The 13,505-nt window shown below is 71.7% G+C and carries 8 protein-coding genes and 1 pseudogene; 1 reads left to right on the forward strand and 8 read right to left on the reverse strand.

Going from position 1 to position 13,505, the window contains the following annotated elements:
* Nucleotides 1-222: 222 nt before the first annotated feature.
* The 6 genes from AB0B76_RS36880 to AB0B76_RS36905 all read right to left on the reverse strand — a co-directional run bounded on the left by AB0B76_RS36880 (nucleotide 223) and on the right by AB0B76_RS36905 (nucleotide 8,197).
* Nucleotides 223-1,116, reverse strand: coding sequence for a Gfo/Idh/MocA family oxidoreductase (locus tag AB0B76_RS36880; protein ID WP_360384370.1), 894 nt, complete (start codon nucleotides 1,114-1,116; stop codon nucleotides 223-225).
* Between the two features lie 22 nt (nucleotides 1,117-1,138).
* Nucleotides 1,139-2,128: a lysophospholipid acyltransferase family protein gene (locus AB0B76_RS36885; RefSeq protein WP_360384324.1), complete on the reverse strand. Its 990-nt coding sequence runs from the start codon at nucleotides 2,126-2,128 to the stop codon at nucleotides 1,139-1,141.
* Nucleotides 2,129-2,962, reverse strand: coding sequence for a patatin-like phospholipase family protein (locus AB0B76_RS36890; protein ID WP_360384326.1), 834 nt, complete (start codon nucleotides 2,960-2,962; stop codon nucleotides 2,129-2,131).
* On the reverse strand, nucleotides 2,955-4,640 hold the full coding sequence (locus AB0B76_RS36895) for a protein kinase (RefSeq protein ID WP_360384328.1): 1,686 nt from the start codon (nucleotides 4,638-4,640) through the stop codon (nucleotides 2,955-2,957). Before AB0B76_RS36895 ends, AB0B76_RS36890 begins: the two co-directional genes overlap by 8 nt.
* Nucleotides 4,641-4,786: 146 nt before the next feature.
* Nucleotides 4,787-6,046 (reverse strand): glycosyltransferase family 4 protein, encoded by a 1,260-nt coding sequence (locus AB0B76_RS36900; protein WP_360384372.1) that lies wholly within the window; start codon nucleotides 6,044-6,046, stop codon nucleotides 4,787-4,789.
* 216 nt (nucleotides 6,047-6,262) lie between these two features.
* A complete protein-coding gene (locus AB0B76_RS36905) occupies nucleotides 6,263-8,197 on the reverse strand; it encodes an amylo-alpha-1,6-glucosidase (protein WP_360384330.1) in 1,935 nt (644 codons plus the stop codon).
* Nucleotides 8,198-8,346: 149 nt separating this feature from the next.
* Here AB0B76_RS36905 and AB0B76_RS36910 point away from each other — a divergent pair, with 149 nt between their 5' ends.
* Nucleotides 8,347-10,998 (forward strand): glucosidase, encoded by a 2,652-nt coding sequence (locus tag AB0B76_RS36910; RefSeq protein ID WP_360384332.1) that lies wholly within the window; start codon nucleotides 8,347-8,349, stop codon nucleotides 10,996-10,998.
* Between the two features lie 59 nt (nucleotides 10,999-11,057).
* Here the strand turns inward: AB0B76_RS36910 and AB0B76_RS36915 are convergent, their stop codons facing one another.
* Nucleotides 11,058-11,447 carry a cellulose binding domain-containing protein gene (locus AB0B76_RS36915; protein ID WP_360384374.1) on the reverse strand — a complete coding sequence of 130 codons (390 nt, stop codon included), beginning with the start codon at nucleotides 11,445-11,447 and terminating at the stop codon, nucleotides 11,058-11,060.
* 42 nt (nucleotides 11,448-11,489) lie between these two features.
* Nucleotides 11,490-13,373, reverse strand: a pseudogene (locus AB0B76_RS36920) (glycoside hydrolase family 48 protein); the annotation flags it as partial.
* Between the last annotated feature and the right edge of the window lie 132 nt (nucleotides 13,374-13,505).

Below are 13,505 nucleotides of genomic sequence, written 5' to 3' on the forward strand. Positions count from 1 at the left end.
ACCGGCACCACGACCGCCGGACAGGCCGACGCGCCCGCGACAAAGGCCGGCCGTAGGACGAAAAGCCGTAAGAACGAACGGCCGTAAGAACGAACGGCCGTAAGAACGAACGGCCGTAAGAACGAACGGCCGCAAGAACGAACGGCCGTAAGAACGAAAGGCCGTAAGAACGAAAGGCCGCAAGAACGAAAGGCCGTAAGAACGAAAGGCCGGCCGCGAGAGTCAGACGGTGACGATCGTCGACGTGCTCCGCGCGCGCTCGGCGGCCGACAAGATGCGCGTCACCTGGGCGCCGAAGGCCGCGTCGCACGCGTGGGGGCGTCCTGCGGCCGCGTCCAGGAGGGCGTTCACGGCGTTGCCGAAGGCCTCGACCTGGTTCGCGTCCCACTCGGGGAGGGTCGTGGCGCCGTGCTCGCCGAAGTACGCGAAGCCGAAGCTCTTCGCCTCGGGCGCCGCGTCCAGCGTCAGCGAGAGCGTGCTCGCCGCCCCGCCCTCGTGGCGCAGGAGCAGGTGGGCGGTGTCGCGCGGGCCCTCGGCGGCGGAGAGGTCGACGACCGGGCCGAGCAGTGGGAGTACCACCGAAAGACCATGCGGGCCGAGGTCCCACAGGCCGCCCTTCTCCTTGCGCCAGACCGAGGCGCTGTAGGGGTTCCCGGGCTGGAAGATCGAGGTGTACATGGTGCCGTGGGCCGCGTACCAGCCGCCGAGCTCCGCGTTGGTGCGCAGGAAGGCGTCGACCGCCGGGATGAAACGGTTGGTGAAGAAGACGACCGTGGCCACGCCGGCGGCGTTCGCGGCCGCTACGACCTCGTCGGCCGCGGCCGGGTCCAGGGCCAGGGGCTTGTCGAGCAGGAGGTGCTTGCCGGCCTGGGCCGCCCTGACGGCCAGCGGGGCCTGCACGGCCGGCGGGAGGGCGATCGCCACCGCGTCGACCTCCTTGAGGAGGGCGTCGACGTCGGTGTACGCGGGCACGCCGTAGCGCGAGCCCATCTCCGCCACCTTCTCGGGGCTGCGGCCCCAGACGCCCACCAGGGTCGCCGAGGGGTGCGTCGCCAGCGCGGCCGCCTGCGTGACCGTCGCCCAGTGCCCCGTGCCCAACACACCGAATCGCATCAGAACATTGTCCCCTACGTGCCGGTCAGGGATTGTGCTGGCCTATCCAATCGTCGATCCTGGCCCACCACTCGTACAACCACTCGACGCGCTCATCCCGCCCGGCGGGAATCTCCGACGGCTCGACCGACCACCACCGCATGGTGATGGTCAGGTCCAGGGGCAGGTGGCGCCAGACGTCCGCGGCCGTGAGCAGCTTGTCCACGCCCGTGTGGGCGACCCAGATCACCCCGGCCTCCGGCGCCGCGTCCAGCGCCGCCAGCGTCCCGCCCGGCCGCGGCGCGAGCACGTGGCGCATGCGTGACGCGCGTTCGGCCATCGCCGTCAGGCCCAGGTCGCGCAGGCGCTGGATGGCGCGCTCCCGCCGTCCGGGGGTGAAGTTGCCGCCCTCCGGGAAGAGCACGAGCACGTCGTTCTCGTCGAGGCCGGTGGCCAGCTCGCCGATGCGCTCCTCGCTGTCCGCGGCGACGGTGACGAAGTGGTTCGGCAGGCGGTTGAGCATGACGTCGATGACCGGGTCCCACTGCAGGCTCTGCTTGAGCACGATGCGCGGCTCGCGGTCGAACCAGTTGATCAGGGAGTGCACGAGCAGGAACGAGTCGCCGGGGCCGGCGTGGCGGCAGAAGACGAGCTCGGGCTGGCCCGGCGCGGCCACGTCGGGGTCGGTGCCGACAACGGACACTTCGACGCCGAGGGCGAAGCGGGCCTGGTGGTACAGGATCTTCAGGAACCGGCCGGTGAGCACGTAGTGGGCGCGCTGGAAGCGGGGGCCGCGCAGCCGCCAGCCGAAGCCGCTGCCCATCCAGAGGGCGAAGAGCACGACCAGGGCGACGGCCTCCAGGAACAGGTACACCGCGATCATCCAGCCGACCCGCAGCGCGCGGAGGCGGCCGGAGCCGAGCGGGCCCAGCGCGCCGGCGAGCAGCAGCCACAGCGGCATGGTGGCCAGCAGGGCGACGATGAGCACGAGGGCGAGCGGGGTCAGCACGAGCCGGCGGATCCAGCGGGGCGGCATCTAGCCCAGTGCCTCGAGGTAGGCGCCGGTCGCCTCGTACGCGCGCTGGATGCGGCCGCGGGCGAGCTCGACCTTGCGGTACGACAGCGGCGAGTCGTCCTTCGGGGAACCGCCTCCGGTGGGCAGGACGTGCACCGTCACGTCCTCGGGCGTCTCCTGCAGCTCGCGCGCGAAGCGGTGGCGGCGGGCGACCTCGAAGGCGACCTGGGCGACGTCCCACGGGCGGCGCGGCGGGCGCAGAGGCCGTTCGACCCGGCCCACCTGCATCACGAAGACGGTCCGGGCGCCGAGGGCGACCGCGCGCCCGACGGGCACGGAGTTGACGATGCCTCCGTCGATGAAATGCTCATTTCCCAGGTGTACCGGGGGCAGCAACCCCGGCACCGCCGACGACGCGAGCACCGCGTCGACGAGCCGGCCCGACGAGAACCAGTGCTCCGCGGCCCGCTCGATGCTGGCCGCGCAGCACTGGAACGGCACCTTGAGGTCGGCGAACGTGGTGTCCTCGCCGAGCTCGCGCTCAAGCATCCGCCGCAGCGGGGCCGGGGAGTGCAGGTGGGTGCGGCGGGCGAAGCGGCTCAGCTGCCGGGGCAGCGAGTCGCCGTACACGGTGCGCGCCTGCGGCGAGGCCCACAGCTCGGTGAGCCGCTCGGCGACGTGCTCGTCCGGGGCCGCGGCGACGGCGGCGCCGTTGAACGCGCCGATCGAGCTGCCGACGATCAGGTCGGGGCGGATGCCGTGGTGCAGGACCGCGCGGGCCATCCCGACCTCGTAGGCGCCGAGCACCCCGCCGCCGCCGAACACGAACCCGACGGGGCCGACCGGCTCAGGCATGCCGCTTGCGGCGGGCGCGCTGGGCGGCCGGGGTCGACGGCACGTAGGCCGGCGGGCCGGACTGGCCCTGCGGCTGCCCGGGGCCCCGGCTCGGGTCCTGGCCGGAGTTGTTCTGGTCGCGGCCGGGCCGGTCCGGGTTGTTCGGGTCGGCGCCACCGCCGCCGCCGGGCGGGGGCCCCTGCGGCTGCCCGGTCGGCGGGCGGGACGCGTCGGGCGGCGCGTCCTGGTTGCCGTTGATCGCCGGCAGCTGCTGCTCGGGGCCGCGCTGCTCGACGCGCAGGTCGCAGGCGGTGTCGTTGAGCACGAAGTCGCTCGGCGGGGAGGGCTTGCCGCCGTGGCCCCAGACGCCGAAGGTGACGGCCTTGCCGGGCAGCAGCGGGGACTGGCCGGTGACCTTCTGCCCGCCGATGCCGGGCTCGTAGGCGCCGGCGCCCTCGACGCGGTCGACCTGCTGGCCGCCCCGGAAGAGGAAGACCAGCTGCCATGGGTCGAGCGTGCGGTTGCCGATGTTGGCAACGGTAACGCGGCCCTCGAAGCCCTTGTCGACCCCGGCCGTGTACAGCGGGTGGATGTAGAAGTCGATGTTGCAGCCGGGCTTGGGCGCCCACGGCTTCCAGATGATCATCCCGGTGGTGGCGCCGGCCGCGACCATCGTCGCCACGACGGCGACCCAGGTTCGCCGGGCGGTGCGGCTCGTCGTGGCCCGGTGGTGGTTGCCGCCGACGGCGCGCCGGACCGGTAACTCCGCGCGCCGGGGCGGCGGGGTGTCCTCGCTCGGCGGCGGCGCGTGCACCTCCTGGGTGGTGGAGCCGTCCTCGCCGGGCAGCACGACGTGGATGCCGGTGGCGGCGGCGAGCACGCGGGCGACCTCGGCCGCGGACGGGCGGGCGTCGGGGTCCTTGGCCAGGCACCGGGTGATGAGCCGGGCCACCTCGGCCGGCATGCCGGGGATCTCCGGCAGCGGGTGCGGCGGCTCGTACACGTGGTTGGCGATCATCTGCGTCGGCGTGTCCGCGTGCCAGGGCAGCCGGTCGGTGAGGCAGCGGTAGGCGAGCAGCCCGACGGTGTACACGTCGGTGGCGGCGACGACCCCGCCGCCGAGCAGCCGCTCCGGGGCCAGGTACGCGGGGGTGCCGAACACGGTGCCGTCGCGCTCGTCGTCCGGGTCGTAGGAGCCGGCCAGGCCCGCGACGCCGAAGTCGAGGATCTTCGCGCCGGCCGCGGTGAGCATGACGTTGCTGGGCTTGATGTCGCGGTGCACGACCCCGCTCTCGTGCGCGGCGGCCAGCCCGGCCGCGACCTGGGCGCACACCTGGGTGGCCCGGCGCCAGGACATCGCCCCGGAGCGCAGCCGCTCGGAGAGCAGCTCGCCCTCGAGCAGCTCCATCACCACGTACGGGCGGCGGCCGTTGCGCCCGGCGCTGACGTCGCCGGCCTCGCCGTAGTCGTGCACGGCGGTGATGTTGGGGTGCTGCAGGCGGGCCACGACCTGGGCCTCGGAGCGGATCCGCTCACGGTTGCCGGGCTTGCTCGCCAGGGCCCCGGCCAGGAGCTTCACGGCGACATCGCGGTCGAGCACGAGGTCCCGGGCCCGCCACACGACCGCCATGCCCCCGGTGCCGACGGGTGCGATCAGCCGGTACCTGTTGCCGAGGACTTCATCGGCGCTGCCGCTCACCCAGTTGCCGTCCTGATCGATTCCGGTCGTTGTACCTGGCAAACCGTACCGGGGATGGAACGCCCTGGCGAGACCCAAAATATGACCGACCCCGGCAAATCCCTAGGCCGGGGTCGGTCATATTTCCGATGTATCCGGGAGGCCTCTCAGAGCGTCAGCAGATTACCGTCCGGTACGACGATCTGCGGCCTCCCGTGCTCGAGGATCGCGGCCGCCTGCTTCGCGGCGAACCCGGGCGCCTCGCTGATGGCGGTGCCGTACACGTCGGCGGTGTTCGCCGCGATCGTCGGCCAGCCGTAGCGCTCGCCGACCATGGAGCGGGCCTGCTTGGCGACCCGGCGGGCGAACGGCTCGTCCTCCAGCAGGGTGCCGACCGAGGCGGCGAGCCCGTCGGGGTTCTTGGCCGGGAACTGCACGCCGGTGACGCCGGGCTCGACGATCTCGGCGAGGCCGCCGGTCGCGGCCACGGCCAGCGGCGCGCCGGCGGAGGCACCCTCCAGCGCGACCATGCCGAACGGCTCGTAGATGCTGGGCACGACGAGCGCGTCGGTGGCGGCCATGAGCGCGGGCAGCTCGCCCTCGCCCATGAACCCGGCGAAGCTGACGGCCCGCTGCAGCCGCAGCCGGCGGACCTCCTCCTGCAGCTCGCCGCGGTGCGGGCCGTCGCCGGCGATGACCACGCGCAGCCCGTTGTGCCGGGCCCGCAGCTCGGGCAGGGCCGCGATGAGGTCCTGGACGCCCTTCTCGTAGACCAGGCGGCCGGCGTACCCCAGCAGGGGCCCGTCGGCGGCGAACCGCGCACGGGCCGCGTTGACCGCGCGGGACGGCGCCCGCCAGACGCTGGCGTCGACCCCGTTGGCGACCACCGACACCCGCGCGGGCGCGAGGTCCAGCAGGCGCGTGACCTCCCAACGCATGTACTCGGAGCAGACGATGACCCGGCAGGCCTCGTGCCCGAGCCACCACTCGACCGAGTGAATGCACTTGTTCATCTCGTCGGGCAGCCAGCCCTGGTGCCGGCCGGCCTCGGTGGCGTGGATGGTGGCCACCAGCGGCAGGTCCAGGGTCTCCTTGAGGGTGACCGCGGTGTGCGTGACGAGCCAGTCGTGGGCGTGGATGACGTCGTACTCGCCCGTGGAAGCGGCCCGCAGCGCGGCCCGGGTCAGCGTGTGGTTGAACGCCATCGTCCAGGCCAGCAGGTTCGACGTGTTCAGCGGAAACAGGGGCGGGTCCTCGGCCGCCCGCACGATGCGCACGCCTTCCGAGTACTCCTCCAGCGGCGCGCCGGGCGCGTGCCGCGTCACGACCGTGACCTCGTCGCCCGCCGTCACCAGCGAGGTGGCCAGCGCGTGGACGTGCCGCCCGAGGCCGCCGACGACCACCGGCGGGTACTCCCACGACAACATCAGAATGCGCAACGGTCGACGTTTGCCGGTCCCAATGGTCTCGCTCACGTGGCCGCCCCCACAGATCGTTGATCAAAACGCTCGCCCAAGTACCCACGCGCAGCACCGACACACACGCCTTCTAGCCCCAGCGTGTGACCGGTTGGGTGGGTTTGAGACTCATCCTGCCCGGCCAGGGTTACCGGGGCGGCAAATCTCATTTCTGGGGTGTAACGGTCAGCCGACATTCCTTCGAACGCGCAGCACCTCTGCCACCGACCAGGCCTGGAACGGACATCCGGTGGCCCGGTGCGGGGCATCCCCGTCAGCGGTCTCGCTGACGGAACCTACACCCCACTCCCACAGATGCGCCTCGATACCCTGCAGTAGCTCACCGTGATTTCTCGCAGATCGAGCCAGGTGGGCATCGGCGTATGGGCCGATCATCCAGGGCCACACCGTGCCCTGGTGATAGGCGGCGTCGCGCCGCGCGGGATCCCCGGCGTGTACCCCGACGTAGGCCGGTTCCCCCACCGCCAAGCTGCGTGGCCCGAGCGGCGTGAGCAGGGCGGACACCGCCTCGGGGACGGGCCGGCCGCGCATCGGGCCGCGGGGCAGGCTCCACGCCAGCAGCTGGTTCGGGCGCAGCGCGGGGTCGTCCCCGCCGGGCCCGTCGACGACGTCGAACATGGGCCTTGCATCCTGCAGTGCCGTTGCGGGCGGCAACGGTGCCGGGATCGGGAAGCGGCGCTCGAAGCTCGCCCGGGCCGCGGCGAGCAGGGCCGGCACCGCACCCGCCGGGCCGCCGACGCGCTCGGCGAGGGCGGCGATCGCGGCGAGCCCGTTGATCCACAGCGCGTTCACCTCGACGGGCTTGCCGGCCCGGGGTGTGATCGGGATCTCCCCGACCCGGGCGTCCATCCAGGTGAGCGCGACGCCGGGGGCGCCTTGGGTGATGAGGCCGTCGGCGTCGGCCCGGATGCCGTAGCGGGTGCCGCGCACGTGGGCCGCGACGATCTCCTGCAGGGCGGGCAGCAGCTCGGCCGCGAGGTCGTCGTCGCCGGTACCGCTGACGTGCCGTTCAACCGCGTGCAGGAACCACAGCGTGGCGTCGACGGTGTTGTGCTCGGTCTGCCCGGTGTCCGCGGTGTTGGCGAGCATCCCGTCGTCGAGGGTGGCCGCGTAGGCGCGCAGCAGCTCCCGGCCCTCGTCGTACCAGCCGGTGCTGAGGAACAGCCCCTCGTAGGCGGTCATGGTGTCGCGCGACCAGGTGCCGAACCACGGGTACCCGGCCACGACGTCGGGCGCGCCCGCGACCCCGGCCACCACGAAGGCGTCGGCGGCGAGCACGAGCGCGGCGTCGGTGGGGTCGGCGGCGTCGTGGGTCAGGGCGCGGTTGCGGATGCGGGCCCGCTCGACGATGCGCTGGGCGCCGCGGTGCGCCTCCCCGGTGCCGGCCCAGGCCTCGACCTCGATCGTGTCGCCGGGCTCCAGGCGGGCGGTGAAGCGGCCGGCGCACCACAGGTCCTCGTGCGCCGTCAGGCCCCGGTCGGCCTCGAGACGGGCGTAGGCGCCGCGGTACCACTGCCCGATCTTCTGGAAGCCCGGCCCGCTGATGCGGAACGCGTCCTCGACCACGGCCCCGGTCCCGTGCGCCTCGACGTGCGGCGCCGGCCCCGCGGCGGACCGCTCGCCGTGCGCGTCGCGCCAGGTGACGAGCGCCTTCAGGCTCAGGGTGACCGGGCCGGGCGCGCTGACCAGCCGGTGCACGACGCCGAGGTGGGCCTGGCCGTGCACCATCGCCAGCTCGCGCTCGATCACGACCGGGCCGACCCGCCAGCGCCAGCGGGGCAGGCCGTCGACGAGCTCGAAGCGCTCCAGCAGGGTGTGGCCCCCGGGGCTGACCGCGCCGCCGGCCCACTCGTGCACGGCGAGCTCGACCTCGGCGCCCGAGGGCAGGGTGAGCACCGGGTCCAGGGCGGCCAGCGCCAGGTGGCGCCGCGCCGGTCGGCCGGGTTCGGCGATGACGAGCAGCCCGTGGTACCGCCGCGTCCGTAGGCCCGAGACCGTTCCCATCGCGTAGCCGCCGGTCCCGTCGGGGACGAGCCACTCCCGCGCCGCCCCGGCCGACAAATCCCCGCATACCTGCGCGCCGAACATGACCATGCGCACAATCTTGGTGGCTGCGGGTGGCGGGGAACGAACCGCCCCCCGCAAAATTATTGATCAAGGGGCATGGTGGTGTAGGAACGAATGCCACGTAAGGGGCCGAACGGTCGGGTCTCAACTTGACCGAAACATGAACAACGGAGAATAGCCGCGTGATCGAGGACGATGGGAACGCCGAACGCAGGAGGCTGGCCGAAGCCGACAGCGGTGAGCGCCCATGGCGGGGCTGGGGGCCCTACCTGTCCGAGCGAGCCTGGGGCACGGTCCGGGAGGACTACAGTGCCTACGGCAACGCCTGGGACTACTTCCCCCATGACCAGGCCCGTTCCCGCACGTACCGGTGGAACGAGGACGGGATGGCGGGCATCTGCGACGACCGCCAGACGTTCTGCTTCGCCCTGTCCCTGTGGAACGGCGAGGACGCCATCCTCAAGGAGCGGATGTTCGGCCTCGGCGGCGACACGGGCAACCACGGCGAGGACGTCAAGGAGTACTGGTGGTACACCGACTCCACGCCGACGCACTCGTGGATGCAGTGGCGCTACCACTATCCGCAGAAGGCGTTCCCGTACGACGACCTCGTCGCCGAGAACTGCCGGCGCGGGCGCAACGAGCCGGAGTACGAGCTCGTCGACACCGGCATCTTCGACGAGGACCGCTACTGGGCGGTCGAGGTCGACTACGCCAAGGCCGGCCCCACGGACATGTGCATCAAGATCCGGGTCCGCAACATGGGGCCCGACGATGCGACCCTGCACGTGCTGCCCACCCTGTGGTTCCGCAACACCTGGGCCTGGGGCCTGCCCGGCCGCGACTACCGCCCGGAGATCCGGGCCAAGGACAACGGCCTGCTCGCCGAGCACCGCCTGCTCGGCCGCCTGGCGCTGACCGGCGACGGGGCGCCCGTCTCGCTGTTCTGCAACAACGAGACCAACGGGCCGCGGATCTGGGGCAAAGCCGGCGAGGAGTACCCGAAGGACGGCATCGGCGACCACATCATCCACGGCACCGACAGCGTGAACCCGGCCGGCACCGGCACCAAGGGCGCCCTGCACTACGTCCTCTCGGTGCCGGCCGGCGGCACGCGGGAGATCCGCCTGCGGCTCAACCTCAACGCGCCCGGCGCCAAAGACCTCGCCCCGGCCGACCTCAAGGCCGACTTCGAGTCCACGATGACCCGGCGGCGCGGCGAGGCCGACGAGTACTTCGACGCGCTGGTCCCCCCGGCTGCCACCCCCGAGGAGAAGATGATCGTCCGGCAGGCCGTCGCCGGGCTCATGTGGGGCAAGCAGTTCTTCCACTTCGACGTGGCCCGCTGGCTGCAGGGCGACCCGGTGTCGGAGCCGCCGCCGGACAGCCGGCGGTACGGGCGCAACTCGCACTGGTGGCACATGAACAGCTGCGACGTGCTGTCCATGCCCGACCCGTGGGAGTACCCGTGGTACGCCGCCTGGGACCTGGCCTTCCACTGTGTGGCAATCGCCCGCGTCGACCCCGGCTTCGCCAAGGAGCAGCTGCTGCTCCTGCTGCGCGAGTGGTACATGCACCCGAACGGGCAGATCCCGGCGTACGAGTGGGCGTTCGGCGACGTGAACCCGCCGGTGCACGCCTGGGCCGCGCTGCGCGTGTTCATGCTCGACGGCTCGCGCGACTTCGACTTCCTCGCCCGGACGCTGCACAAGCTGCTGCTGAACTTCACCTGGTGGGTCAACCGCAAGGACGCCGAGGGCAACAACGTCTTCGAGGGCGGCTTCCTCGGGCTGGACAACGTCGGTCCGTTCGACCGGTCCGCGGCGCTGCCGGTGGGCGGCCGCCTCGAGCAGAGCGACGGCACCGCCTGGATGGCGATGTACGCGCTCAACCTGCTCGACATGTCGCTCACCCTCGCCGTGCACGACCGCGTGTACGAGGACATCGCCGCGAAGTTCCTCGAGCACTTCGCGTACATCGCCGACGCCGCCTACGAGTTCGGCCTGTGGGACGAGGAGGAGGCGTTCTTCTACGACGTCCTGCGCACCGCCGACGGGCACCAGATCCCGCTGAAGGTCCGCTCGGTCGTCGGCCTCCTCCCGCTCACCGCGACCACGATCATCAGCTCGTCGACCCTGCGCCGGCTGCCCGACGTGGCCGCCCGCCTGCGCTGGTTCCTGACCAACAAGCCCGAGTACGGCGACGTCGTCGGCGCGAAGAAGAGCCGCGGCGGCCAGCAGCTGCGCCTGCTGTCGATGGTCGGCCCCGACCAGCTCATCCGCATCCTGCAGCGCATGCTCGACGAGGACGAGTTCCTCTCCCCCTACGGCCTGCGCACTCTTTCCAGAGCCCACAAGGACGAGCCCTTCACGGTGCAGCTGGGCGAGCACGCCTACACCGTGGGCTACGAGCCGGGGGAGTCCACGAGCGGCCTCTTCGGCGGCAACTCGAACTGGCGGGGCCCGATCTGGCTGCCGGTCAACTACATCCTGATCGAGGCGGTCCGCCGTTTCGCCGAGTTCTTCGGCGACGACCTGCAGGTGGAGTACCCCGCGAAGAGCGGCCACATGGCCACCCTGGCAACGGTCGCCGACGACCTGTCGCACCGCCTCGTGAAGCTCTTCCTCAACGACGAACAGGGCCGCCGCCCCTTCTTCGGCGACGTGAACCTGTTCCAGTCCCCCGGCGAGTGGCACGACCTGCTGCTGTTTTACGAGTACTTCCACGGCGACACGGGCGCCGGGCTGGGCGCGGCGCACCAGACGGGGTGGACGGCCCTGGTCCTGGACCTGATCCTGACCCTGCGCACTCCCCCGCCCGACGCCCGCCCGTAACCTGGCTGACCTGAGCCGGCCCGGTCGCGTGGTGCTGCGACCGGGCCGGGTTTCCGGGGTCAGCTACCCGACGCGCTCGGCGTGGGGGCGGTGTTGGTGCCGGAGTACGTGCCCTGGAAGCCGAAGCTCGTCGACCCGCCGGGCGGGATCGTGCCGTTGTAGTTCATGTTCACGGCCGTGACGGTGCGGCCCGACGAGGTGATGCCGGCGTTCCAGCCGCTGCTGATCTGCTGGTTGCCGGCCCAGGTCCAGGTCACCCGCCAGGAGCTGATCGGCGTGGTCCCGTTGTTCTTCACCGTGATCGATGCGACGAAACCGGCGCCCCAGTCGCTCTCGACCTTGTAGGTGGCCGTCACCGACCCGGTGCCGCCGCTCGGGCTGGGCGACTTGGAGGCCGACGGCGAGACCGACGCGGACGCACTTGCCGACGCGCTCGCGCTGGCACTCACACTCGCACTCGCACTTGCCGAGGCGGACGGGCTGGTGCTGGTGCCGCCGAGGAACAGCTCCGAGTACAGCGCCAGCGCCATGGCGACGTCGGCCTGCGCCCAGAAGCGGTGGTACGTGAACACCGGGGCGGCCCCGCCGTTGAGGTACGCCTGGACCTTCGAGAAGTCCGGGTCGTTCTTGAGGAAGGAGCGGATCGACAGGAAGGTCGCGCCGGGGGCGATGGTGTCGCCATTGGGCATCTTGCCGGTCCAGCCGGACGGCACGTAGACCGAGTCGTTGAACCGGCTGTAGTCGGCGCGGGTCTCGGGGATGGCGATGCCCTTGCTGTCGGTGTGCTGCGCCAGGGCGTCCAGCAGGTTCTTGCCCAGCGTCTGCGCGGCGGTGTTGCTGGTGGCGGCCGCGTAGTACAGCAGCGTCTTGATGAGCGCAGCGCACACGCCGACGTCCTGGCCGGAGTCGGTGACGGTGACGCGCAGGTTGGAGTTGGAGCCCGGGCTGGACGCGTTCCAGGTGTCGGGCTGCCCGCTCCAGCTCAGCGTCGACGGGATGGAGAAGCTGCCGCCGGTACCGACGGTGACCTTGCCGGAGGCCCAGGTGACCCACTTGTCCAGGACCGCCTTCACCCGGCTGTCCTTGGTCAGGTAGTAGTACTCGGCCCAGCGCTCCATGCCCCACACCTGCATGCCGAACCAGTTGTTACTCGGCGGGTCGTGGTAGACCGGCTCCCAGTCGTAGGCCATGCCGTAGAACGTCGGCGTGCCGGACGGGGGCTGGCCGTACTGGCCGTCCCAGCTGTTGGTCGCGCCGCCGGCGATGGCCCCGTCGGCCGACTGCAGCCAGCGCAGGAACTCGATCTGGCGGGTGAGGCTGGTCGCCCAGTCCGAGCGGCCGGTCGCCGACTTCGGCGTCATCGCGCTGACGGTCGACAGCGCCCACGCGGCCACCGGGTTCTGGTAGCCGTGGTGGGCCGCGCCGTCGCCGATGCGCCACGCCCAGCCGCCGCCGGCGGTGGCGCCGCCCCACGCGTAGTACCAGCCGAGCAGGTAGTGCTGGGAGCTGCGCCCGCTGCCGGGGGCGCAGCCGCTCGGGCTGGTGCAGCCGCCGATCTGCTTGAAGTACTTGTCGAACATGCCGTAGCGCAGGTAGTCGCCCATCTTCGCGGCCTTGGCCACCGAGGCCGAGACGGCGCTCGCGTTGCCCTGCGCCGACGCCCAGCGGTACGCCCAGTAGGCCGCCTGGATGGCCCGCGCGTCGGCGTCGGGCGCGTTGGTGTACTTGTACTGCTGGGCGTAGCTCTGGTCCTTCACGAACAGGTCCAGGTAGCCGTTCTTGCCGCCGTACTTCATAAGGTCGGTGCACGGCTGCGGGATGGTCTCGAAGACCGACTCCTGGGCGCCGCGCTGGTAGCTGTTGATGTACCCGGGCCCGGGCGCGCTCGGGCCGTTCTCGGCGCCGGTGCCGGCCGTGTTGCCGTAGCCGTACACGTTGTCCACGTCGAGCAGCCAGTGCATGCCGTAGACGTCGGCGGTGCCGTAGGCGGACTGCAGCTCGGCCGCGATCGGGTCGGCGCCGGTCTTCACCGAGCTGTCCAGCGCGCTGGGGTAGTTGCTGGGCAGCGGCCACTCCGGCGCGTAGGTCGCGGGCGAGCTCGAGTTGTACGACCCGTTCGACGGCTGGTCGGCGTGGGTGGGGATGATGTACTTTTCGGCCGCCGCCCACGTGTTGTTGAACGGGGCCCAGTCGCCGGTCACCCGGCCGTACACGGCCTCCAGCCACATCCAGTAGCTGAACGCCTCCGACGTGGTCTCGTGCCCGTGGTCGGGCGCCTCGACCATGAGGGTCTCGACCGAGTGATACGGCACGCCGGACGGGCTGAAGTAGCCGCTGGCCGAACTCTTGATCTTGGCGTACATGTCGAGGAACTGCTGCGCGTAGGGGTCGGGTGCGGCGGCATTGGTAGCGGCCGATGCTTCGAGCACCTTCGATCCAACTGCGACCGCGGCGACCGTGCCGCCGACGGCGGCAACGAATTTTCTGCGGGACAGGCGGGACATGGA

This window comes from Dactylosporangium sp. NPDC049140 (genome assembly GCF_040648435.1).